Source organism: Paraburkholderia sp. CNPSo 3076 (genome assembly GCF_026343935.1).
Lineage (GTDB): Bacteria > Pseudomonadota > Gammaproteobacteria > Burkholderiales > Burkholderiaceae > Paraburkholderia > Paraburkholderia nodosa.
Genome location: NZ_JAPMAL010000032.1, coordinates 18,759 through 38,630 on the forward strand (window position 1 = coordinate 18,759; position 19,872 = coordinate 38,630).

Annotated in this window: 18 protein-coding genes; 7 read left to right on the top strand and 11 right to left on the bottom strand. The window is 66.3% G+C overall.

From position 1 onward, the window contains the following. Positions 1-13: 13 nt before the first annotated feature. The 3 genes from M3A49_RS31665 to M3A49_RS31675 form a co-directional block, all read right to left on the bottom strand. The gene (locus M3A49_RS31665) at positions 14-919 is read right to left on the bottom strand and encodes a carbohydrate ABC transporter permease (RefSeq protein ID WP_266232485.1); all 906 of its coding nucleotides are present in this window, start codon (positions 917-919) and stop codon (positions 14-16) included. A 69-nt stretch (positions 920-988) separates the two neighbouring features. Continuing rightward, positions 989-2,254: an ABC transporter substrate-binding protein gene (locus M3A49_RS31670; RefSeq protein ID WP_266232486.1), complete on the bottom strand. Its 1,266-nt coding sequence runs from the start codon at positions 2,252-2,254 to the stop codon at positions 989-991. 87 nt (positions 2,255-2,341) lie between these two features. Further along, positions 2,342-3,478, bottom strand: a complete 1,137-nt coding sequence (locus M3A49_RS31675; RefSeq protein WP_266232487.1) for an ABC transporter ATP-binding protein — start codon at positions 3,476-3,478, stop codon at positions 2,342-2,344. 206 nt (positions 3,479-3,684) lie between these two features. Here M3A49_RS31675 and M3A49_RS31680 point away from each other — a divergent pair, with 206 nt between their 5' ends. Both M3A49_RS31680 and solA read left to right on the top strand, forming a co-directional pair. Continuing rightward, complete coding sequence (locus M3A49_RS31680; protein WP_266232488.1) at positions 3,685-4,710, top strand: LacI family DNA-binding transcriptional regulator; 1,026 nt, start codon at positions 3,685-3,687, stop codon at positions 4,708-4,710. Between the two features lie 135 nt (positions 4,711-4,845). Next, positions 4,846-6,003, top strand: coding sequence for an N-methyl-L-tryptophan oxidase (gene solA, locus M3A49_RS31685; protein WP_266232489.1), 1,158 nt, complete (start codon positions 4,846-4,848; stop codon positions 6,001-6,003). A 15-nt stretch (positions 6,004-6,018) separates the two neighbouring features. On the opposite strand, the gene M3A49_RS31690 is transcribed toward solA, so the two are convergent. The 6 genes from M3A49_RS31690 to M3A49_RS31715 all read right to left on the bottom strand — a co-directional run bounded on the left by M3A49_RS31690 (position 6,019) and on the right by M3A49_RS31715 (position 10,594). Next, complete coding sequence (locus M3A49_RS31690; protein WP_266232490.1) at positions 6,019-7,089, bottom strand: hypothetical protein; 1,071 nt, start codon at positions 7,087-7,089, stop codon at positions 6,019-6,021. A gap of 113 nt (positions 7,090-7,202) precedes the next feature. Then, positions 7,203-8,507, bottom strand: coding sequence for an RNA polymerase sigma factor (locus M3A49_RS31695; protein ID WP_266232491.1), 1,305 nt, complete (start codon positions 8,505-8,507; stop codon positions 7,203-7,205). Continuing rightward, positions 8,504-8,926: a VOC family protein gene (locus tag M3A49_RS31700; RefSeq protein ID WP_266232492.1), complete on the bottom strand. Its 423-nt coding sequence runs from the start codon at positions 8,924-8,926 to the stop codon at positions 8,504-8,506. Before M3A49_RS31700 ends, M3A49_RS31695 begins: the two co-directional genes overlap by 4 nt. A gap of 31 nt (positions 8,927-8,957) precedes the next feature. Beyond that, positions 8,958-9,380 (bottom strand): YciI family protein, encoded by a 423-nt coding sequence (locus M3A49_RS31705; RefSeq protein ID WP_028205356.1) that lies wholly within the window; start codon positions 9,378-9,380, stop codon positions 8,958-8,960. A 150-nt stretch (positions 9,381-9,530) separates the two neighbouring features. After that, positions 9,531-9,884, bottom strand: a complete 354-nt coding sequence (locus M3A49_RS31710) for a YciI family protein (protein ID WP_266232493.1) — start codon at positions 9,882-9,884, stop codon at positions 9,531-9,533. Between the two features lie 92 nt (positions 9,885-9,976). Next, entirely contained in the window at positions 9,977-10,594 is a 618-nt protein-coding gene (locus M3A49_RS31715; RefSeq protein WP_266232494.1) for a TetR/AcrR family transcriptional regulator, read from the bottom strand. A gap of 88 nt (positions 10,595-10,682) precedes the next feature. Here M3A49_RS31715 and M3A49_RS31720 point away from each other — a divergent pair, with 88 nt between their 5' ends. From M3A49_RS31720 to M3A49_RS31740, 5 genes are all read left to right on the top strand, one after another. After that, positions 10,683-11,819: an MBL fold metallo-hydrolase gene (locus M3A49_RS31720; RefSeq protein WP_266232495.1), complete on the top strand. Its 1,137-nt coding sequence runs from the start codon at positions 10,683-10,685 to the stop codon at positions 11,817-11,819. A gap of 296 nt (positions 11,820-12,115) precedes the next feature. After that, positions 12,116-13,375, top strand: coding sequence for an ROK family transcriptional regulator (locus M3A49_RS31725; protein WP_133187242.1), 1,260 nt, complete (start codon positions 12,116-12,118; stop codon positions 13,373-13,375). Next, positions 13,362-14,915: a sugar ABC transporter ATP-binding protein gene (locus M3A49_RS31730; protein WP_266232496.1), complete on the top strand. Its 1,554-nt coding sequence runs from the start codon at positions 13,362-13,364 to the stop codon at positions 14,913-14,915. Before M3A49_RS31725 ends, M3A49_RS31730 begins: the two co-directional genes overlap by 14 nt. Positions 14,916-14,956: 41 nt before the next feature. Further along, on the top strand, positions 14,957-16,000 hold the full coding sequence (locus M3A49_RS31735; protein ID WP_266232497.1) for an ABC transporter permease subunit: 1,044 nt from the start codon (positions 14,957-14,959) through the stop codon (positions 15,998-16,000). Positions 16,001-16,103: 103 nt separating this feature from the next. Beyond that, entirely contained in the window at positions 16,104-17,048 is a 945-nt protein-coding gene (locus tag M3A49_RS31740) for an ABC transporter substrate-binding protein (RefSeq protein ID WP_254357200.1), read from the top strand. Between the two features lie 43 nt (positions 17,049-17,091). Here the strand turns inward: M3A49_RS31740 and M3A49_RS31745 are convergent, their stop codons facing one another. Beyond that, positions 17,092-18,063, bottom strand: a complete 972-nt coding sequence (locus M3A49_RS31745; protein ID WP_266232547.1) for a sulfonate ABC transporter substrate-binding protein — start codon at positions 18,061-18,063, stop codon at positions 17,092-17,094. 144 nt (positions 18,064-18,207) lie between these two features. Next, positions 18,208-19,818 (bottom strand): EAL domain-containing protein, encoded by a 1,611-nt coding sequence (locus M3A49_RS31750; RefSeq protein ID WP_266232498.1) that lies wholly within the window; start codon positions 19,816-19,818, stop codon positions 18,208-18,210. Between the last annotated feature and the right edge of the window lie 54 nt (positions 19,819-19,872).

Here is a 19,872-nt window from a genome sequence, read left to right on the forward strand (position 1 = left end):
ATCGATGGGTAATTCAGCGTTCTTCGCGCAGCATGCGGCGCAAATGGAACACGATATAAACGAGCATGATGGCGAACAGCACGACGGCGATCGCCGCCGAATAGCCTTCGCGGTAGTATTTAATCGCCTGGTCGTACATGAAGTACGCGAGTACGGTGGAGCTGTCGAACGGGCCGCCGCCGCTCATCACGGCGATCAGGTCGAAGCTGCGCAGCGCGCCGATCACCGTGAGCACGATGGCCATGAACGTGGCCGGGCGAAGCTGCGGGAGCACCACGTGCCAGAAGAGCCGCCAGCCTTTCGCGCCTTCCATGCGCGCGGCTTCCACGATCTCCGGGTTGATGCCCGTGAGGCCCGTGAGATACAGGATCATGCAGAACGGGGTTTGCGGCCAGAGCGCGGCGAAGATAATGCCCAACGTCACGAGCTTCGGCTCGCCCAGCACGGGTATGCCATGCCCGACGATCATCTTGAGCAACCCGAAGGTGGGATCGTAGAACCACGAGAACACCAGACCGACCACCACGCCAGAGAGCACGAACGGCGCGAAGAACAGCGACTTTACGGCGCGTATGCCGCGCACGTGCTGGTTCAGATACAGCGCGAACAGGAGGCCAACCGACGGCGCCAGCAGGAACAACACGAGCCACAGCAGATTGTTCTTGAGCGCGGTATAGAACGTGTCGGAATGGAACAGCTCGACATAGTTGGCGAGACCGACGAACGTCTTCGCGCTCATGCCGTCCCAGTCGTAAAAACTGAGCGTGATACTGCTGATAGTCGGGTAGATCACGCAGAGCGAGAAGAGCACGCAGCCCGGCAGCAGGAAATACAACGCGGCGCGATTCTGCTGCCGCCGCACGGTAGAGACGCGACGCTGCCGCGCGGCCCCAATGGGGCGCGCCAGGGTATCGGACATGGTGAAGCCTCGTCGGGGTTCGAGGAATGCGCGGCCGGCGGCGCGAAGCGCGCCGGCCACGCGGCGGCGTTACTTCTTGTAGATGCGTTGACGCGTCGTTTCGAGGCGCGCGAGCAGCGTGTCGATCTGCGACGGATCGCTGTAGAACTGCTGCATGGCCTTCATGCCTTCGTCGGCCATTTCCTTCTGCATGTCGCGGTCGTAGAACTGCGCGATGCCGCCACTCGTGTTCGCGAGCGTCTGGAAACCCACCTTGGAGATGGGATCGTCAGGCTCGGCCGCCTTGTTGTTCGACGGCAGCTGGCCCCAGCCGCGCGCCAGTTGGGCATTGATCTCCGGCGTTTCCATGAAGGCCAGCAGGCGGCGTGCGTCGGCCTTGTTCTTCGCCTTCGCCGGAATCAGCAAGACGTTGACGGGGCCATCTTCCGCCACAGGCACGTTCGCGTCGATCACCGGGAAGCGGAAAAATCCCACGTTTTGCTTCATGTTCGCCGGGAAGCTGGCCGAGAAGAACGTGCCCATCAGCATCATCGCCGCCTTGCCGCTCACGAGCACCGGCGCGATCGAATCCACGTCGTAGGACAGTGCGTTTTCCATGAAGCAGTGGTCGTCCATCAACGACTTCCACGTCGTGAACACCTTCTTCACACGCGGGTCCGTATAGGGCACCTTGCCGGCCATCAGCTGCTGGTGGAACTCGTTGCCGTTGATGCGCAGGTCCAGATAGTCGAACCAGGCGGCCAGCGTCCAGCTGTCGCGCGCGGCAACCGCAATGGGCTGCACGCCGATGGCATTGAGCTTCTTGCAGGCGGCGACCAGGTCGTCCAGCGTCTTCGGTTCGGACTTGATGCCCGCCTTCTCGAACAGGTCCTTGCGGTAGAAGAAACCATAGGCGTCGTAGCCGAGCGGCGCGGCATACTGCTTGCCGTTCCACGTCGACGCGCCCTTGACCGAAGCGTACTGGTCGTTCCAGCCGTTCTTCGCCCAATCCGCCGAGAGGTCTTCGAGCAGGCCGCGCTGCGCGTAGTAGGCCATGCGCTCGCCGTCGTGCCACGAAACCAGATCGGGCGGATCCGTCGCGAGCCAGCCGCCGATCTGCACCTTATAGGCTTCCTCATCGATATAGGAGACCTTCAGGTCCACGTCGGGATTCGCCTTCTTGAACTTGTCGAAGGCGTCCTGCCAGGTCGAGCGCTGGTTGGCGCGCGCCGAAACGTTGACGTTGAGTGTGCCGGCGTCGGCGGTCGCGCTTGCAAACGTTGTAGCCGCAACGACTGCGATGGCCGCCGATGCGCGAGCCAGCGTACCGAATACCGTTGAACGATAAGCGAACATCTGTTGTCTCCTGCTTTGCCTTTGTAAGCTGACGGCGCTCCCGCCGCCAGGCCCGGTGACCCGCTCTACCGGCGGGGTATAACGAAATCAGGCCAGCGCCGGCGCACGCGCCACCGCAAGCCGCTGCAACGCGACACCTTCGGCGTCGAACAGGTGACAGGCCGGCGGCGGCACATGCAAGCGTATGCGCTCGCCCACGCCAATGGGCGAATCGGCGGGCGCTTTCGCGACGAGCGTGCCCGCAGCGTGATCCGCGTGCAGATAACTATGCTCGCCCAGACGTTCGGCCAGTACCGTTGCGCACGCAATCGACTGATCGTCGCCGTCGAGACGCAAATGCTCGGGCCGCACGCCCAGCGTAACCGGTTGACCGCGTTGCAAGCCACTGCCGTTCACGCAGGCAAGCAGCGTCTGCCCGCCTTCGAGCGTGACGCGCACGCCCTCTTCATCCACCGAGTTGACAGTCGCGTCGATGAAGTTCATGCGCGGCGAGCCGATGAACCCGGCCACGAAGCGCGACTTCGGGTGGTGATAAAGATCGAGCGGCGCGCCGCTTTGCGCCACGCTGCCGTAACCTTCCATGTCGGCGCCCGCATGCAGCAGCACGATGCGGTCGGCGAGCGTCATCGCCTCGACCTGGTCGTGCGTGACATAGACGACGCTCGCATCCGTGAAACGCTGGTGCAGGCGCGCGATCTCGATGCGCGTATGGCTGCGCAGCGCGGCGTCGAGATTGGAAAGCGGCTCGTCGAACAGAAACACGCCGGGCTCGCGCACGATGGCGCGCCCGATGGCGACGCGCTGCCGCTGCCCGCCCGACAACGCCTTGGGATGCCGGTCGAGCAGCGCCTCCAGTTGCAGGCTGCCCGCCGCGTCGCGCACGCGCCGCTCGATCTCGGCTTTCGGCACCTTGGCGATCTTCAGGCCGAACGCGATGTTGTCGAACACCGTCATGTGCGGAAAGAGCGCGTAGCTCTGGAACACCATCGCCACGCCGCGCTCGGCGGCGGGCACGTCCGTCACCACGCGCGAACCGATGCGCAGTTCGCCTTCGCTTAACTCCTCGAGGCCCGCGATCATGCGCAGCAGCGTGGACTTGCCGCAGCCGGAAGGCCCGAGGAACACGCAAAACTCGTGATGCCCGATGTCGAGATCGACGCGCCGCACCACCGGCGGATGATCGCCGTAGCGTTTGCCGACGCCCGAGAGCTGTATCGTCGCCATGTTCTCCCCTGGAAATTTAAGCGCTTAAATTTTTATGCAGAAAACTTCGCTTAGCCCTTGCGCAGCGGGCATTTAACCGCTTAAATTCGAATCCGGCATAGTCGCGCATTCGTTGTCTCCGTCGATGTTGTGGGAGAAAAGTAGCAAACCCGGCCGCAGCATTGCAACATTTGAATCATCTTCCCTGAATATGGGAAAGGTCCGACATGGTCACCTTGTCAGAAGTCGCGCGGCGTGCACGCGTCACGGCGGCTACCGTTTCGAACGTGCTGCGCAACCGCGAGAAGGTTCGCCCCGAGACGGCCGAGCGCGTGCTGCAGGCCATCGCCGAGCTGGGCTACCGGCCCAACCTCAATGCGCGCGCGCTTGCGCAGGGACGCTCGTCCACGCTCGCGCTCATGCTCTCGAACATCTCCAACCCGTTCTATCCCGAGTTCGTGCTCGCGGCCGAGCGCGCCGCGCGCAAGGCGGGCCACTTCCTCATGGTCTGCAACACCGACGACGACGCGCAAATCGGCCGCGCCTACCTGAACCAGATCGCGGGCACCTTCGCGGACGGCGTGCTCGTGATGAACACCGACATCGCCATGAACGAACTGTGCATCTCGGCCATGCACAACGGCCCGATTCTGCTGGCGATGTGGGAGCACCCCGAGAATCCGCCCGTGCTGCCGTGCGTGGCCGTGGACTTCGCGCGTGCGGGCGCGCTCGCGGCGCACCATCTGCTTGAATTGGGACACCGAAATATCGCCATGCTGATCGGCGACGGTTGCGGCGGCTTGCAGGATGCCCGTTCGGAAGGATTCCGAACGGCCTTGCGCGAAGGCGGCGTGGACCCGGCGAACGTGGCGCAGATGCAGGTGCGCGACTCGATCGACTCCGGCTACGCGGCCTGCCAGCAATTGCTCGCGCAACACCCGCGCGTGAGCGCGATCTTCGCGACCAACGACCTGCTCGCGATCGGCGCGATCCAGGCGCTGGTCAGCATGGGCCGCGCCGTGCCCGACGATGTATCCGTGATCGGCATCACCGACATTCAGCTCGCCCATCAGATGCGCCCCGCCCTCACCACGGTCGCGATCCAGACCGAGGCCGTGGCCGAGCTATCGATCCGCAGCCTGATCCGGCTGATCGACGAACCGGACCAGCAGCCGCCCATGGTGCTCGGGCCGCCGCCCGAACTCGTCACACGCATGTCCACGGGGCCGCGCAAGCGGCGCGCTCGGGCCTGACCCTGCGCGCGCCGGGCCTCGCTCGACAGGCGCGGGCGAAGCGCCGACAATGAATGCCCTTTACGGCGCCCCCGTCCCGATCGGCGGGACCGGGCGCGCACACGTTCGCGCGCCGCGGCGCGCACGGGGCACTACATGCAGGACACAAACGCAAGCAATCGACATTTCGACACGCTTATCGTCGGTGCCGGTTCGATGGGCATGGCGGCCGGCTACTATCTGAGCCGCCTCGGCAACAAGGTGCTGCTGCTCGACGCCGGCGATCCGCCGCACGATCAGGGTGCGCATCACGGCGCGACGCGCCTCATTCGCCACGCCTATGGCGAAGGCGCCGCCTACGTGCCGCTCGCCTTGCGCGCCCAGCAGCTTTGGGAAGACCTCGAGCAGCAAACGCAGACTGCCCTTCTCGTGCGCACGGGCGTCGTCAATATCGGCTTGCCCGACGACGCGTTCCTGCGCGAGGTGCAGGCGAGCGCCGCCAGCCACGGCATCCCGCTGGAAACGCTCGACGCCGCCACTGCCAGCAAGCGCTGGCCCGCGTGGCGGCTGCGGCCAGAGCAGGTCGCAAACTTCGAACCCGGCGCGGGCGTGCTCTATTGCGAGCGAGCGATCAGCGCCTACCGCCAGTTCGCGACCGCGCTCGGCGCAACGCTGGGTACGAATACGCGCGTCACGCGCATCGAGTGCCATGGGCGGGAGAGCGTCAACGTCTGGACCGACAGGAACGAAAAGTTCACCGCGCGCGACCTGATCGTGTGCGCCGGCAAATCGACTCGCGATCTGCTCGCGCCGCTCGGCCTCGAGGTTCCGGTCACACGCGTGCGCAAGAGTTTCGCGTGGTTCGAGGGCGAGCCCGGCCTCTTTGCGCCGGAACGCTTCCCGGGCTTTTTCGTCGCTTCGGAAGTGGGCGGCTATTACGGGTTTCCCGATCTCGACGGCAGCGGCCTGAAGCTGGGCCGCCACGACACCGGCGAGACCCTCGCGGCGGACGCACCATTGGCGCCATTCGGCGCCGAGCCGAGCGATCTCGGCGATCTGCAAGCCTTCCTGGAACGCTACTTACCGGGCGCGGGCAAACTGCGCGCGGGCCGCGCCTGCGAATACGACATGACGCCAGATGAGCATTTCATCATCGACCGCGTGCCCACCTGCCCGAATGTGCACATCGCGACCGGCTTTTCCGGGCATGGTTTCAAGTTCGCCAGCGCGATCGGCGAGGCGCTGGCCGAGCGGATCACCCAGGGCGAAAGCCGTATCGACCTCGCGATGTTCGCGCGCAAGCGTTTTGCATGACGCGACGGCTTAAGCCTAGTTCGCGGGAATCGTCACGACCGGCGCCTTGTTGCTCGTGTCGGCCTCCGCGAGCGCCATGAGGTTTTGCAGGACCGTGAACGCGTATTTCGAGTCGAAGTCGGAACGTTCGACCCAATACGCCGTGCCTTCGTAGTCGATCGCAACATAAGCGTCCGCCGGCGCTTTCGGCCCCTGATGCACGATGATGATCGGCCGCGTTTCGCCCCCAATCAGCCCGACGGTCGGTTTCGTCGCGCCGCTCTGCACCTGGGCGTCCGGCACCTGCACTTGCGCGCCGATATTCGTGAGGATGCCGAGCACCGAACGCGTCACCATCGGGATGCGAATGCCGCCCTGCGCCGAGGGCCCATAGACGATCTCGTAAGTACGCGTGTCCGCCGCGAGATGGAGCAGTTCGCGCACGCGCGCCAGGTCCGCCGAAACTTGCGGCGACTGCGCGCTGTTCGTCGCGCCGAGCGCGAGATACACCGTGTTCTTGCCGTTCTCGCTGCGCGACTCCACGTCCAGCTCGCCGGCCAGTTGCAGGCGCCGCAGCGCCTGCAACAACTGGAAGAAACCCGCCGAGCCCGCGCTGCCCTCTCCGCCCAGCGCGCTGCCGTTCTGCAGCCCGCCGATCGATTGCGCGCCGATACGCAGCAACAGATCGACCGGCATGCCACCTTCGGCGAGCGGCATCACGAGTTCCGGCGCGAGCGGCCGGATGTACGCGGAGGCGAAGGCTTCGCCCGTGGTCGGCGAGAACGTGAAGGTCGGGCGATTCGACCAGGATACGCTGCCGGTCGCGAGCGCATAGTTCGGCTCCGAGCCCGAACCGACATTGCCGGTCGCGCCCGCCGTCGAATCGAATTGATACGCGGCGATGATCGAACTCACCGTGAGAAAGGCGGGCGCGTCGCCGTAACGCAACCCGATCACGGCCGCGAGTATTCCGCGCTTTTTTGCATCGCCGAGTGCTCTTGCGTAATCGACCTGATCGGCGCGCAAGCGCGTCGGGCCGAGATGCACACACGCCGTGCCCAGCAAGGCCGAGCATGAAACCGCCAGAAGCGTTGCTTTTGAAATCATCGGAAGCCTGCGCGCCGGGCCGCGCAAAGAGAGTGGGTCCGCGCGCACAGGTAGCAAGCGTTGTGCCCCGATATTTCAGAAGCGCAAGCGTGACCCTTCCGGCGATGACACCCTCAAGTGCGCGGCGCGCACGATTGCGCCCGCGCCAGCAGCACTTCGCGGTCGCGCGCGTTTTGCGTGAGCGCGGCCGCACGCGCGAATTCCGCGCGCGCTTCGGCATGCCGCGCCAGCTTTTCCAGCAGATCGCCGCGCGCGGCCGGCAGCCACGGATAGTGGCGCAGCGCGGGTTCTGCGCACAGTGCATCGACGAGATCGAGCGCCGCTTGCGGCCCCTGCGCCATGCCCACCGCCACGGCGCGATTCAGGCGCACGACGGGCGAGTCGTCGAGTTCGAGGAGCGCGTCATAGATCGCGACGATCTGCGCCCAGTCGGTCGCCGCCGCGCTCGGTGCGCGCGCATGGCAAGCCGCCAGCGCCGCCTGCAGCGCGTACGGGCCCGGCGCACCCGCGCAGGCCGCACCGCGCGCGATCGCGGCAAGCCCGCGCCGAATCAGGAGCGCGTCCCAGCGGCTACGGTCCTGGTCGGCGAGCAGCACGGCGCGCCCGGCCCGGTCCACGCGCGCGGGCAGGCGCGAAGCCTGCAGTTCCATCAACGCAACGAGGCCGTGCGCCTCGCCCTCGAGCGGAACAAGTTCCGCCAGCATGCGGCCAAGCCGCAGCGCTTCTTCGCACAGTGCGGGCCGTGTCCAGTCCGGACCCGCCGTGGCCGCATAGCCCTCGTTGAAGATCAGATAAATCACTTCGAACACCGAAGCAAGTCGCGGTTCGAGGTCAGCCAGGCGCGGCACTTCGAACGGGACCTTCGCGGCCGCGAGCGTGCGCTTGGCCCGCACGATGCGCTGCGCGACGGTTGCCTCGGGCACGAGGAACGCGCGCGCGATCTCCGCCGTGGTAAGGCCGCCGAGCAGACGCAGCGTGAGCGCGGCGCGTCCTTCCTTCGGCAGCACGGGATGGCACGCCACGAACACGAGCCGCAGCAAATCGTCGCCGATCTCGTCCTCGCGCGCGGCGTCGAGCGCCTCCACGAAGTCGGGCGCGAAGTGCGCCTCGAGCGCTTCGAGGTCCGCGCCCATCGCCTCGTGCGTGCGGGCATGCGAGGCCGCGCGACGCAGCCGGTCGAGCGCGCGATGTTTCGCGGCGGTCATGAGCCACGCTCCGGGGTTCTCGGGAATGCCGCTCGCGGGCCAACGCTCCAGCGCGGCGACGAACGCGTCCTGCGCGATTTCCTCGGCCACGCCCACGTCGCGCACGATGCGCGCGGCGTGGGCGATCACCTTCGCCGACTCGAGGCGCCACACGGCCTCGACCGCGCGGCGCGTCGCCGTGAATGGGTCGTGAGGGTCGCGCGCTGGTGTCACGAACCGTGCGCGCCCTTTTCGACCGCCGCCGGCGACATGTACATCAGTTCCCAGATGTGGCCGTCGGGGTCTTCGAAGCTGCGGCCGTACATCTCGGTGCTGCACTCCATTGGCGGGCGCTTCGAGCTGCCGCCCGCCGCGAGCGCCTTTTCGACGAGCCCGTCCACTTCCTCGCGCGACACGCACGAGAGGCAGGTCAGCACCTCGGTGCTTTCGCGGGCGTCCACGAGCGCCTTGTCGGTGAAGCCGCGCATGAAATCCGTGGTGAGCAGCATGGCGTACATGTTCTCGCCCAGCACCATGCAGGCGGCCTGGTCATTGGTGAATTTCGGGTCGAACTTGAAGCCGAGCTGGCCGAAGAAGTCCATCGAGCGCTTGAGGTCGCGCACGCCCAGATTGACGAAGATGTGCTTATGCATGATTGGGGCCTCACGGTGATCGGGTAAATGTTCAGGATGCCTTACGCTCTTCCTGGAGCTGGCGAAAACTCTCGACGCCCTCGCACTGCGGAAGTTCGTCGAGTTCATAGAGCTGCCGCACTTCGACCTCGCCTTCGGCGTGCTTGCCGAAGGGCGATGGGAACCGGCGCGCCCATTCGAGCGCTTCGTCGCGCGAGCGGACCTGGATCAGCGTATAGCCGGCAATCAGCTCCTTCGTTTCGGCGAACGGGCCGTCGACGATCGTGGGCTTGCCGTTCGTGTAGTGCACGCGAAAGCCACGCGAGCTGGGCTGCAGGCCCGAGGCGTCGAGCAGCACGCCGGCTTTCGCCAGTTCCTCGTGATAGCGAGCCATCTCGGCGAATATCTCCACGTCGTCGGGCGGCTCGCCCGCTTCGGTCAACGCGTTGGCGCGCACCATGATCATGAATCGCATTGTCTTCTCCTGAATGTGACGTTCGGGGTGTTCGAAGCAAGCGGCACCCGTGGGTGCGCTCATGAACACGACGCGCGGGGCGCACGGAAATCGACAACGGACAGCGAAAATTTTTACGGGCCTGGGGAAACTACCTGGCGGGGCGCCGGCTCAGCGGAAACACGGACCGGTTTCACGCACTTCGACGCTCGCCCATTGCGCCGCGGGACAGCGCTGCGCGATGGCGAGCGCTTCGTCACGCGTAGCGCAATCGATGAGGAAAAAGCCACCGATCATCTCCTTCACCTCGGCGAACGGGCCGTCGACGATGCTCGTGCGCCCTTCGCGCACCTGCACGCGTGCGCCGCTGGTGTCGGCGGTGAGCGCGTGCGCGTCGATCAGCTTGCCCTCGGCGGCGAGTTCGCCGGCGAACTCGACCATGCGCGCGTAGAGCGCCTCGCCTTCGGATGGCGCGCGCGTGTCGCGCTGGCCGCGCGGCTCGGCGATGAGCAGCATGAATGGCATGAGCGTGTCCTCTCAGTCAGCCTGCGATCCTGAAAGGCAAGAGTCTATTCCAGAAAAACCATGGCGCGTCGGGGCCGCGCGCGGTCATGCGCTCACGCATAGCGCGCGAGGAAGAGATCGGCGGACGACTCGGCGACCTGGCGCTGCTGCGCGTCGTCGAGCGGGGACTGGCCCATCGCGACCTGCGGCCAGAAGGCGAACGCCTTCACGATGCCGTGCAGTTGCTGCGAGGCAAATGCCGGATCGGTCGTTTTCAGACGGCCATCGGCGGCGGCGGCACGCACCCAGACCGTGAGGTCCTCTTCGCGCTCGCCAATGCGGGCCACCATGTCGCGCGCGCGTTCGGGCGAGTGGATGCCCGCCGAAATCGCCACGCGCGCGAGCTTGAAAAACGCTTCGTCGCTCAGGAGCCGCAACTTGCGCATCAGCAGCTCGACGAGTTGCGCGCGCAGCGGCTCGCCGGCGCGGTAGGACGGCGCGTCGGCGGTCGCGCTCGCGTCCCAGAGCTGGCACAGGATCGACGCGAACAGCGCCTCCTTGCTCGGGAAATGGTTGTAGACCGTGCGCTTCGAGACGCTCGCGCGCGCCGCAATACGGTCCATGCTCGTGGCGTCGAAGCCGGAAGCCAGAAATTCGTCGATGGCCGCCGCGACGATGGCGGCGCGCTTGCGGTCGGTCAGGCGCTGAGGGGTGGCGGGGGTGCAATCCATTTGAGAATCTTACACCACACAGTTTACTTTTCGCCAGAATAAACTACACTGTGCAGTCTACTTCCTGTTTCCAAAGGCAGCCGCCGACATGACCTCGCCTTTCGCATCGCTGAGCCGTACCCTGGGCCTGAGCGCCGCACAACGCGGCCGCGAGCTCTCGTCTACCTCGCCGCAACACGACGGCGAGCGCTTTCGCAACGTGCGTTCGCGCCCGGCCGAGGGCCTCGGCAAGACGCTGAAGATCATGTGGAACATGATCTTCCACAAGCCGGGCGGCACCACACCCGCGGGCGCGCTGCCCGTTCAGGCGCTCACGCGCGAACAGCTCGAGGCCGCGCCCGACCGCAGCGTCTACCGGCTCGGCCATTCCACGCTGCTCTTCAAGCTGCGCGGCCAGTTCTGGCTCACCGACCCGGTGTTCGCCGAGCGCGCCTCGCCGTTCCAGAACCTCGGGCCGAAGCGCTTTCACGCGCCGCCCATCGCGCTTGCCGATCTGCCGCCGTTGCGCGGCGTGATCCTCTCGCACGACCATTACGACCACCTCGACCGCAAAACCGTGCTCGCGCTCGCCGCCACCACGGGCGTGTTCCTCACGCCGCTCGGCGTGGGCGACCGCTTGATCGAATGGGGCATCGACGGTGCGAAAGTGCGCCAGTTCGACTGGTGGCAAGGCGCGAACGTCGAGGGCGTCGAGTTCACCGCCACCCCCGCGCAGCATTTCTCGGGGCGCAGCCTGTTCGACGGCAACAGCACGCTGTGGGCCTCGTGGGTGATCGCCGACGCCGACCTGCGCGTGTTCTTCAGCGGCGACACCGGCTACTTCGACGGCTTTCGCACGATAGGCGAGCGGCTTGGCCCGTTCGACGCGACCTTCATCGAGACCGGCGCGTACGACCCGCAATGGCCCTACGTCCACATGCAGCCCGAGGAAACGGTGCAGGCGCACGTGGATTTGCGCGGCGAGTGGCTCGTGCCGATTCACAACGGCACGTTCGATCTCGCGATGCATCGCTGGCAGGACCCGTTCGAACGCGTGACCGGCCTCGCGCTCGCACGCGGCGTGACGCTCTCCACGCCGCGCATGGGCGAGCGGCTCGATCTGGTCGAGCCGCATCGTGGGGAGCGCTGGTGGCGCGAAGTAGCGGAAAGCGCAGAAAGCACCAAGCGGCCACGCGCGGCGCGCCGATGGTTCGCTTGCCGCGATGCGAGCGAAGCGCAGTCGTAACACCCAGTCCCACTCCTTCTCCCTCTACGCCCCGCGCGCCACATCAGCGCGCGCGGGCACGCCAGCTGCTCGCTCCCCGCTTCTTCACCTTCGCGGCAAAAGTCTCCTAAGCTTTTGCATCAGGGCCCGCATCGTGCCGGGACCCTTCTTCGCGCCCCATTACCCTTAACGGGATTTCCCCAGGCTGACAGCCTCCGATTTCTGGCATTAAATAAATCAACTTGATTTATTTAGTCGGCCACGCAGTTCATTCCGCGCCGACCTCTTCAGTTTTGCAATGGGACCGGAGGAGACACGTGAGAAGTCCGCATGTCGGTCAGGGCAGCAATTCCGCCAACGTCCGCCGCTTCAACGAACGCCTGCTGCTGCAGGCGCTGCGTCGCGCGGGCGAGGCGTCGAAGGCCGATCTCGCGCGTCTCGCGAATCTCACGAGCACCGCGGTGGGCACCATTATCACGTCGCTCACGGCCAATGGCCTGATCGAGGTGAGCGGGCGGCGCGACGGCCAGCGCGGCCAGCCCGCCTCGCTCCTGCGCCTCTCGCCGCGCGGCGCGTTCGCCATCGGCGTGCGGCTCGACCGGACCAACATCGAAACCGTGCTCGTGGATTTCGCAGGCCAGATGATCGAGCGCCGCTCGCGCGACATGCTGCTGCCGCAACCCTCGGTCGCGCAGGAGATCGTGCAGCGCGACATCGCCGAGCTATTAGGCCTCCTCACGACCGAAGAACGCAGCCGCCTCGCCGGCATCGGCGTGGCGCAGCCGTACAACCTCGGCAGTTGGCTGCGCGAACTGGGCCTGCCGGCCGACACCTTCCGCGTGTGGAACGACGTGGATTTCGCGGGCGAACTCGCGCGCGCCACGGCGCTGCCCGTGTTCAGCGAGAACGACGGCAATGCCGCCGCCATCGCCGAGATCTTCTACGGCTGCGGGCGGCAGCGCGACGACTTCCTCTACCTGTTTCTCGGCCCGGCGATCGGCGGCGGCATCGCCATCGACGGCGACTGCGTGCGCGGCCTCACCGGCAACGCGGGCGATTTCGCGGTGATGCCCGTGCCGCCGAGCCGCCTGCCCTCGGCGCACAAACCGCCCGGCCAGTGGGACATCCTGCTGTCGCGCGCGTCGCTCATCGCGCTGCGCCGCCATCTGCAGTATTGCGGCGAGACGATCGACAGCCGCGCCGACCTGGAAGCGTGCATCGCGCGCGGCCACCCCGGCGTGCAGGAATGGCTCGACGACTGCATCGATGCGCTCGCGCCCGCGCTGCGCTCGGCGTTCTGCGTGCTCGACGTGCCGGCCGTGGTGCTCGACGCCGACGTGGACGCGGGCCTCATCGACACGCTCATGCAGCGCCTGCGCCTCGCGGTCGCGGCCACCGCGCCCGAGGCGCGCGGCACGCCCGCCCTGGTGCGCGGCACCTTCGGTCCCGATGCGGGGGCGCTCGGCGCGGCCACGCTGCCCATGTTCTTCAACTTTTCGCCGCGCGCGGGCATCCTCATGGGTGCCGGCGCACAAACTTACGCACAAGCGCAGGAGGAGAGCCATGTCGCCCTCTGAGTCCACACCGCCGCTGCTGGAAATGCGGGGCATCACCAAGACCTTCCCCGGCGTGCGCGCACTCGACAACGTGCGCCTGACCGTCTACCCAGCCGAGGTCCACTCGCTCATGGGCGAGAACGGCGCGGGCAAGTCCACGCTGATGAAGATTCTCTCGGGCGCCTATCAGGCCGACCCCGGCGGCGAGATTCTCATCGAGGGCAAGCCGGTCGTGATCGACGGGCCACATGCGTCGCGCGCGCTGGGCGTGGCCGTGATCTATCAGGAACTGAGCCTCGCGCCCAATCTCTCCGTTGCCGAGAACATTCATGCGGGCCGCGAACTGCGCAAGGGCGGTCGCCGCTTCGGCACGGTCGACCGCCGCGCCATGGAGCGCGGCTGCGAAGACGTGCTCAAGCGCCTCGGCGCGAGCTTCGGGCCCACCACGCTGGTCGGCTCGCTTTCCATCGCCGAGCGCCAGCTCGTGGAAATCGCACGCGCCGTGCATAGCGACGCGCGCATCATCGTGATGGACGAACCGACCACGCCGCTCTCCTCGCGCGAAACGGAGCGCCTTTTCAAGCTCATCAACCAGCTGCGCGACGAAGGGCTTGCGATCATCTACATCAGCCACCGCATGGCCGAGGTGTACGAGCTTTCGGACCGCGTGTCCGTGCTGCGCGACGGCAGCTACGTGGGCACGCTCATGCGCGACGCGCTCAACGCGGAAAGCCTCGTGAGCATGATGGTGGGCCGCGATATTTCGGGCTTCTACAAAAAGGCGCACGCGCCTTACGATCCGGGCAAGGTCGTGCTCACCGTGCGCGATGTGGCCGACGACAAGCGCGTACGCGGCTGCAGCCTCGACCTGCACGCGGGCGAAGTGCTCGGCATTGCCGGCCTCGTGGGCGCGGGCCGCACCGAGCTTGCGCGCCTCATCTTCGGCGCAGAGCCGCGCGTGCGCGGCGAGATCGCCATCGACGGCAAGACGCTCAACGTGCACACGCCGCGCGACGCGATCAACGCGGGCCTCGTCTACCTGACCGAAGACCGCAAGCATCAGGGCCTCTTTCTCGACATGAGCGTGCGCGACAACATCAACGTCGCCGTGGCCGGGCGCGACGCGCGCATGGGCGTGCTCGACCTCGCGCGCGGCGGCGAGCGTGCGAAGGAAGCCATCCGCTCGCTCTCCATTCGCGTGCCGAACGCGCGCGTGAACGTGGGCGCGCTCTCGGGCGGCAACCAGCAGAAGGTGCTGCTTTCGCGTCTGCTGGAAACGAAGCCGCGCGTGCTGATTCTCGACGAGCCCACGCGCGGCGTCGATATCGGCGCGAAGTCGGAGATCTACCGCATCATCAACGACCTCGCCAAAACCGGCGTGGGCATCATCGTGATTTCGAGCGAGTTGCCCGAGATCATCGGCGTGGCCGACCGCGTGCTCGTCATGCGCGAAGGCATGTTCGCCGGCGAGCTTGGCGGCTATACGGCCAAACCCATCAGCCAGGAGGCGATCATCGAACTCGCCACCGGCTCGCAGCACCCGCTCGACGAAGCCGCTTGACCCTCACCGCATACGCAAGAAACGTCCCTCAGGAGTACGACATGAAAAGCATTCTTCCCCGGCACGGTGTCGCGGCCTCGCCCACACAGCCCGCGCAAGGCGCTCAACCCGCACGCAGCGTCGCGGTCGACGGTCATCGCCAACGCATGAAGTCGCTCGTGCGCACCGCTGGCATGCTGCCGGTGCTGGTGCTGCTGTGTATCGGCTTCGGTCTGCTCAACGACGGCTTCTTCACGCTGGAGAATCTTTCGATCGTCACGCAGCAGGCGTCGATCAACATCGTGCTCGCCGCCGGTATGACCTTCGTGATTCTCACGGGCGGCATCGACCTCTCGGTGGGCTCGGTGCTGGCCGCCGCCGCCATGGCCGCCATGATCGGCTCGAACATCGTGGGCTGGGGCTGGCTCGGCGTGCCCATGGCGCTCGCGGTGGGCCTCGGCTTCGGCCTCATCAACGGTGCGCTCATCGCGCTCCTGCGCCTGCCGCCGTTCATCGTCACGCTCGGCTCGCTCACGGCGGTGCGCGGCATTGCGCGCCTCATGGGCCACGACACGACGATCTTCAACCCGCAGCTGTCGTTCGCGTTCATCGGCAACGGCACGGTGCTCGGCGTGCCCTGGCTCGTGATCATCGCGCTCGTGGTGGTGGCCGGCTCGTGGTTCGTGCTGCGCCGTACCGTGCTCGGCCTGCGCATCTACTCGGTGGGCGGCAACCCGGAAGCGGCGCGCCTCTCGGGCATCAAGGTGTGGGGCATCGAGATGTTCGTCTATGCCGTGTCGGGCCTGCTCGCGGGTCTCGGCGCGGTGATGTCGGCGGCCCGTCTCTACGCAGCCAACGGCCTGCAACTGGGCCAGTCCTACGAACTCGACGCGATCGCCGCGGTGATTCTGGGCGGCACGAGCTTCGTGGGCGGCGTGGGCTCGATCATCGGCACGCTGATCGGTGCGCTCATCATCGCCGTCCTGACCAATGGCCTCGTGCTGCTCGGCGTCTCGGACATCTGGCAGTACATCATCAAGGGCCTCGTGATCGTCGGCGCCGTGGCGCTCGACCGCTACCGCCAGCGCGGCTCGGCCCGCACGTAAGCAGCACCGGATACAGCATCAGCCAGAAACAGGCGCGAGCGCAGGCGGTCCTGCTGCGCTCGCCCGGAAAGCACCCAAACAGGACCCCTCAGGAGACAACCTCATGTTCAAGAAGAAAGCCGTTCTCGCCGCTGCCGCCCTCACGTTCGGTTTCGCACTGCAAGGCGCGCACGCCGCCGACAAGCAGCTCAAGTCGATCGGCATTACCGTGGGTTCGCTCGGCAATCCGTACTTCGTGACGATCGTGCAGGGTGCGGAAGCGAAGGCCAAACAAATCAACCCGAACGCGAAGGTCACGGCCGTTTCCGCCGACTACGACCTCAACAAGCAGTTCACGCAGATCGACAATTTCATTTCGGCGCACGTGGACATGATCCTCCTGAACGCGACCGATCCGAAGGCGATCTTGCCGGCGGTGAAGAAAGCGCAGGCGGCCGGCATCGTGGTGATGGCCGTGGACGTGGCCGCCGCGGGCGCCGACGCCACCGTGCAGACCGACAACGTGAAGGCCGGCGCGATTTCGTGCGAATACCTCGCGAAGAAGATCAACAACACCGGCAACGTGATCATCCAGAACGGGCCGCAGGTCTCGGCCGTGATCGACCGCGTGAACGGCTGCAAGCAGGTGCTCGCCAAGACGCCCGGCATCAAGATCCTCTCCGACGATCAGGACGGCAAGGGCTCGCGCGAAGGCGGCATGAACGTGATGCAGGGCTACCTCACGCGCTTCCCGAAGATTGCCGGCGTGTTCGCCATCAACGATCCGCAGGCCATTGGCAGCGACCTTGCCGCGAAGCAGCTGCATCGCAGCAACATCGTGATTACGTCGGTGGATGGCGCTCCCGATATCGAAACGGCGCTCAAGAGCGATACGCTGGTGCAGGCCTCGGCAAGCCAGGACCCGTGGAAGATGGCGCAAACGGCCGTGCAGGTGGGCTACGAGATCATGAACGGCAAGAAGCCCGCCAACCCGATGATCGAAATGACGCCGCAACTCGTCACGCGCGACAACGTGGCCAGCTACAAGGGCTGGTCGTCGCAGCACTGAGCGTCTGGCGTTGCATGAGCATGGGGCGTCCCTGCTCGCGCAATCATGCGAGCACGGCGTCCTTCGTCACCACGCGGCGCGGAATGATTTTCAGGTCGTAGAACGTGTCCGCGATCTTCTGCTGCTGCGCGATTACGGCGGCGTCGATAGGCCGGTATTCATGCGCGTAGTGCGTGAGGCCGGTCTGGATCGTCGCCGCGTCGAGGCCCTGGATCGGTGAAAGTTTCGCGGCCGCGGCCGCCGTGTTGGCGCGCACGCGTTGCCCCGTCTTGCCGAGTTCGTCCAGCGCGATCGCCAACGCGTCCTTGCGGTGTTGCGCGAATTCGCGCTGGCTCAGGAAGAACTGATGATGGCTAACCACGCCGCTGGCGTCGGCAAGCAGGCGTGCGCCGTCCTGCGATTCGACGGCCGCCAGGAACGGGTCCCAGATCGCCCACGCGTCGATGGCGCCGCTTTGCAGCGCCGCGCGCGCGTCGGCGGGCGCCAGATACACCGGCTGCACGTCGCCGATCGAAAGGCCCTGCTTTTGCAGCAGCGCGACCAGAAACCAGTGCACGTCCGAGCCGCGATTCAGGCCGATCTTCTTGCCCTTCAGTCCTGCCACGTCATGGATCGGCGAGTTTTTCGCCACCACCACGCCTTCCGCATGCGGCGTGGGCAATTCATACGCCGTATAGACGAAATCCGCGCCCGCGGCCTGGGCAAACACGGGCGGCGCCTCGCCCACATAGCCGAAGTCGATCGCGCCCACGTTCAGGCCTTCGAGCAATTGCGGGCCGGCCGGGAACTCGGTCCACGACACCTTTATACCGAGCGGCGCGAGGCGCGTTTCGAGCGTGCCGTTGGCCTTGAGCAGCACGAGCGTGCTCGCGGCCTTCTGATAGCCGATGCGGAACTGGTCGGGCTGGTATTTGGCGAACGCGGTGGCGGGCAGCGCCGCGCCGGCGAGCGTCGCGCCCAGCGTGGCGAGGAAGTGGCGGCGGGTATAGGGCCTGGGCGGCGTGGGGCGAGTCATCTTCAGCGCTTCCGTGTTGGCGTGGGGCATGCACCCACACGGCGCAGCCATCGAAGCGTTGATGCTACCGGGCCGCACGCGTTCGCAGAACCGATGTTTCGCGCTAAGCAAATCACGCCGGCAGGAATACGCTTCGCGTGTGCCCTATGAGCCTGCCGTCATGTGCGGATTGGGCGACATATGCGCCCCGTTCAGGCGATACCAGCGCACGAATGCCTCCGACGGCATGGGCCTCGCGTAGAAAAAGCCCTGGATATAGGTGACGCCGCGCGCGCACAGATAGTCGCGCTGCACCTGCGTTTCCACCCCCTCCGCCACGAGCCGCGCACCAAGGCTATGCGCGAGGTCGATAATGGCGTCGAGCACGGCCGCCTTGCTGCCTTGCGCGTCGATGGTCAGCACGAAGCCGCGATCGATCTTCAGGATATCGAACGGAAATTTCTCGAGATACGAGAGCGAACAATATCCCATGCCAAAGTCGTCGATGGCGACCTTCACGCCCTCGCGCCGCAAGGTCACCAGATTGCTGCGCGCCTGCTCGGTATTGCGCACCAGCGTGCGCTCGGTGATCTCCAGCGCGATCGTCGCGCCGTGCGGCGCCACGGCCGCGCGCAGCGCCTGCACGTCGCTCACGAGCTGTCCGCCCGACAGATGCTCGGGCGCGAAGTTGACGCCGAGGTGAAAGCCCGGTGCGACGTCCCACGTGGCGACGTCGCGCTCGATGAGCTTCAGCAGATGCTGCGTGAGCGGCACGATCACGTGCTCTTCTTCGGCCACCTGAATGAACTCGTCCGGACGGATCGCGCCTGTGCCTGGCCGCACCCAGCGCAGCAACGCCTCCACGCCCTCGCAGCGCCCCGTCTCGACGCCGTAGAGCGGCTGGTATTCGACATGAAATTCGTTTGCGCGGATGGCCCGCAGCAGTTGTTCGCGGCGCGACTGCCCGCTTTGCTGCAAGCGGCGCACGAGCCAGACGAGCCACGCGGAGAAGGCCACCGCCCACGGCATATAGCGCACCAGCAGGCCACGCCAGGTTTCCAGAATGCGCTCGGGCCGCCCGTAGATCTTCAAATCGATCGTGGCGCCCGACATGCGCTTTTGCACATCGACCAGCAACGGCGCGCCGCGCACGTTCACGAGCGCCATGGCTTCGCGCAACACGGTGCCGTCGCCCACCCTCAGCTCGGCCTGGCGAAACACCGTGAGCGGCGCCGCGCCATGCAGCAAGTCCAGCAGATACTGCACGTCCACCACCGCCACGACCGCGCGCCCCGCTTCACCCGCGACGCCAACCAGTAGCGAGGGGCGGTTGCGCACCATCGGCGTGTCGTTGACGATCAGGAGCCATTCGTTCTCCGAGGCCGGCACGCTGCCATTGAGCCAGCCGCCATTGGGAACCGCCTGTTGCAGGTACGCGGACGAGCAGTCGATGCGGCCGTCGTAAAGGATGTTGAGCGTACGCACATAGGGCACGGTGGCGGCCTTGCGCGTGAGAGACGGCGAGAGCGTCTCGCACGCTTCGTTCGCACGCGGCGCGAACGAGCGCGCCGCGCTCTGCGCCGTCTCGACGATCGAGACCACCTGCCCGACGATGAACGCGGAAGCGAGGCTCGCCTCACGCTGCGCGATGCGCTCGGCCTCGTAACGCCCGAGCACCACACACAGCAGGATCGGAATCAGCGCCACGACCAGCAGCACGAGCAAACGCGAGACTCGCGAGCGGACCGCGCCGGGGTTGGGCGAGACTTCGGGCAAGGCGTCCTCCGCACCAGGGCCGTCAGGGAGGGCGGCTACGGCATGACGCCAACA

What these genes read in the sequence shown, in the direction of transcription:
- M3A49_RS31715 (WP_266232494.1), bottom strand. Translation starts at nt 10,594, where the DNA reads ATGGATTGCACCCCCGCCACCCCTCAGCGCCTGACCGACCGCAAGCGC.
- M3A49_RS31710 (WP_266232493.1), bottom strand. Translation starts at nt 9,884, where the DNA reads ATGCCATTCATGCTGCTCATCGCCGAGCCGCGCGGCCAGCGCGACACG.
- M3A49_RS31680 (WP_266232488.1), top strand. Translation starts at nt 3,685, where the DNA reads ATGGTCACCTTGTCAGAAGTCGCGCGGCGTGCACGCGTCACGGCGGCT.
- M3A49_RS31675 (WP_266232487.1), bottom strand. Translation starts at nt 3,478, where the DNA reads ATGGCGACGATACAGCTCTCGGGCGTCGGCAAACGCTACGGCGATCAT.
- M3A49_RS31745 (WP_266232547.1), bottom strand. Translation starts at nt 18,063, where the DNA reads ATGACTCGCCCCACGCCGCCCAGGCCCTATACCCGCCGCCACTTCCTC.
- M3A49_RS31665 (WP_266232485.1), bottom strand. Translation starts at nt 919, where the DNA reads ATGTCCGATACCCTGGCGCGCCCCATTGGGGCCGCGCGGCAGCGTCGC.
- M3A49_RS31705 (WP_028205356.1), bottom strand. Translation starts at nt 9,380, where the DNA reads ATGCGATTCATGATCATGGTGCGCGCCAACGCGTTGACCGAAGCGGGC.
- M3A49_RS31670 (WP_266232486.1), bottom strand. Translation starts at nt 2,254, where the DNA reads ATGTTCGCTTATCGTTCAACGGTATTCGGTACGCTGGCTCGCGCATCG.
- M3A49_RS31720 (WP_266232495.1), top strand. Translation starts at nt 10,683, where the DNA reads ATGACCTCGCCTTTCGCATCGCTGAGCCGTACCCTGGGCCTGAGCGCC.
- M3A49_RS31690 (WP_266232490.1), bottom strand. Translation starts at nt 7,089, where the DNA reads ATGATTTCAAAAGCAACGCTTCTGGCGGTTTCATGCTCGGCCTTGCTG.
- solA (WP_266232489.1), top strand. Translation starts at nt 4,846, where the DNA reads ATGCAGGACACAAACGCAAGCAATCGACATTTCGACACGCTTATCGTC.
- M3A49_RS31735 (WP_266232497.1), top strand. Translation starts at nt 14,957, where the DNA reads ATGAAAAGCATTCTTCCCCGGCACGGTGTCGCGGCCTCGCCCACACAG.
- M3A49_RS31700 (WP_266232492.1), bottom strand. Translation starts at nt 8,926, where the DNA reads ATGCATAAGCACATCTTCGTCAATCTGGGCGTGCGCGACCTCAAGCGC.
- M3A49_RS31740 (WP_254357200.1), top strand. Translation starts at nt 16,104, where the DNA reads ATGTTCAAGAAGAAAGCCGTTCTCGCCGCTGCCGCCCTCACGTTCGGT.
- M3A49_RS31730 (WP_266232496.1), top strand. Translation starts at nt 13,362, where the DNA reads ATGTCGCCCTCTGAGTCCACACCGCCGCTGCTGGAAATGCGGGGCATC.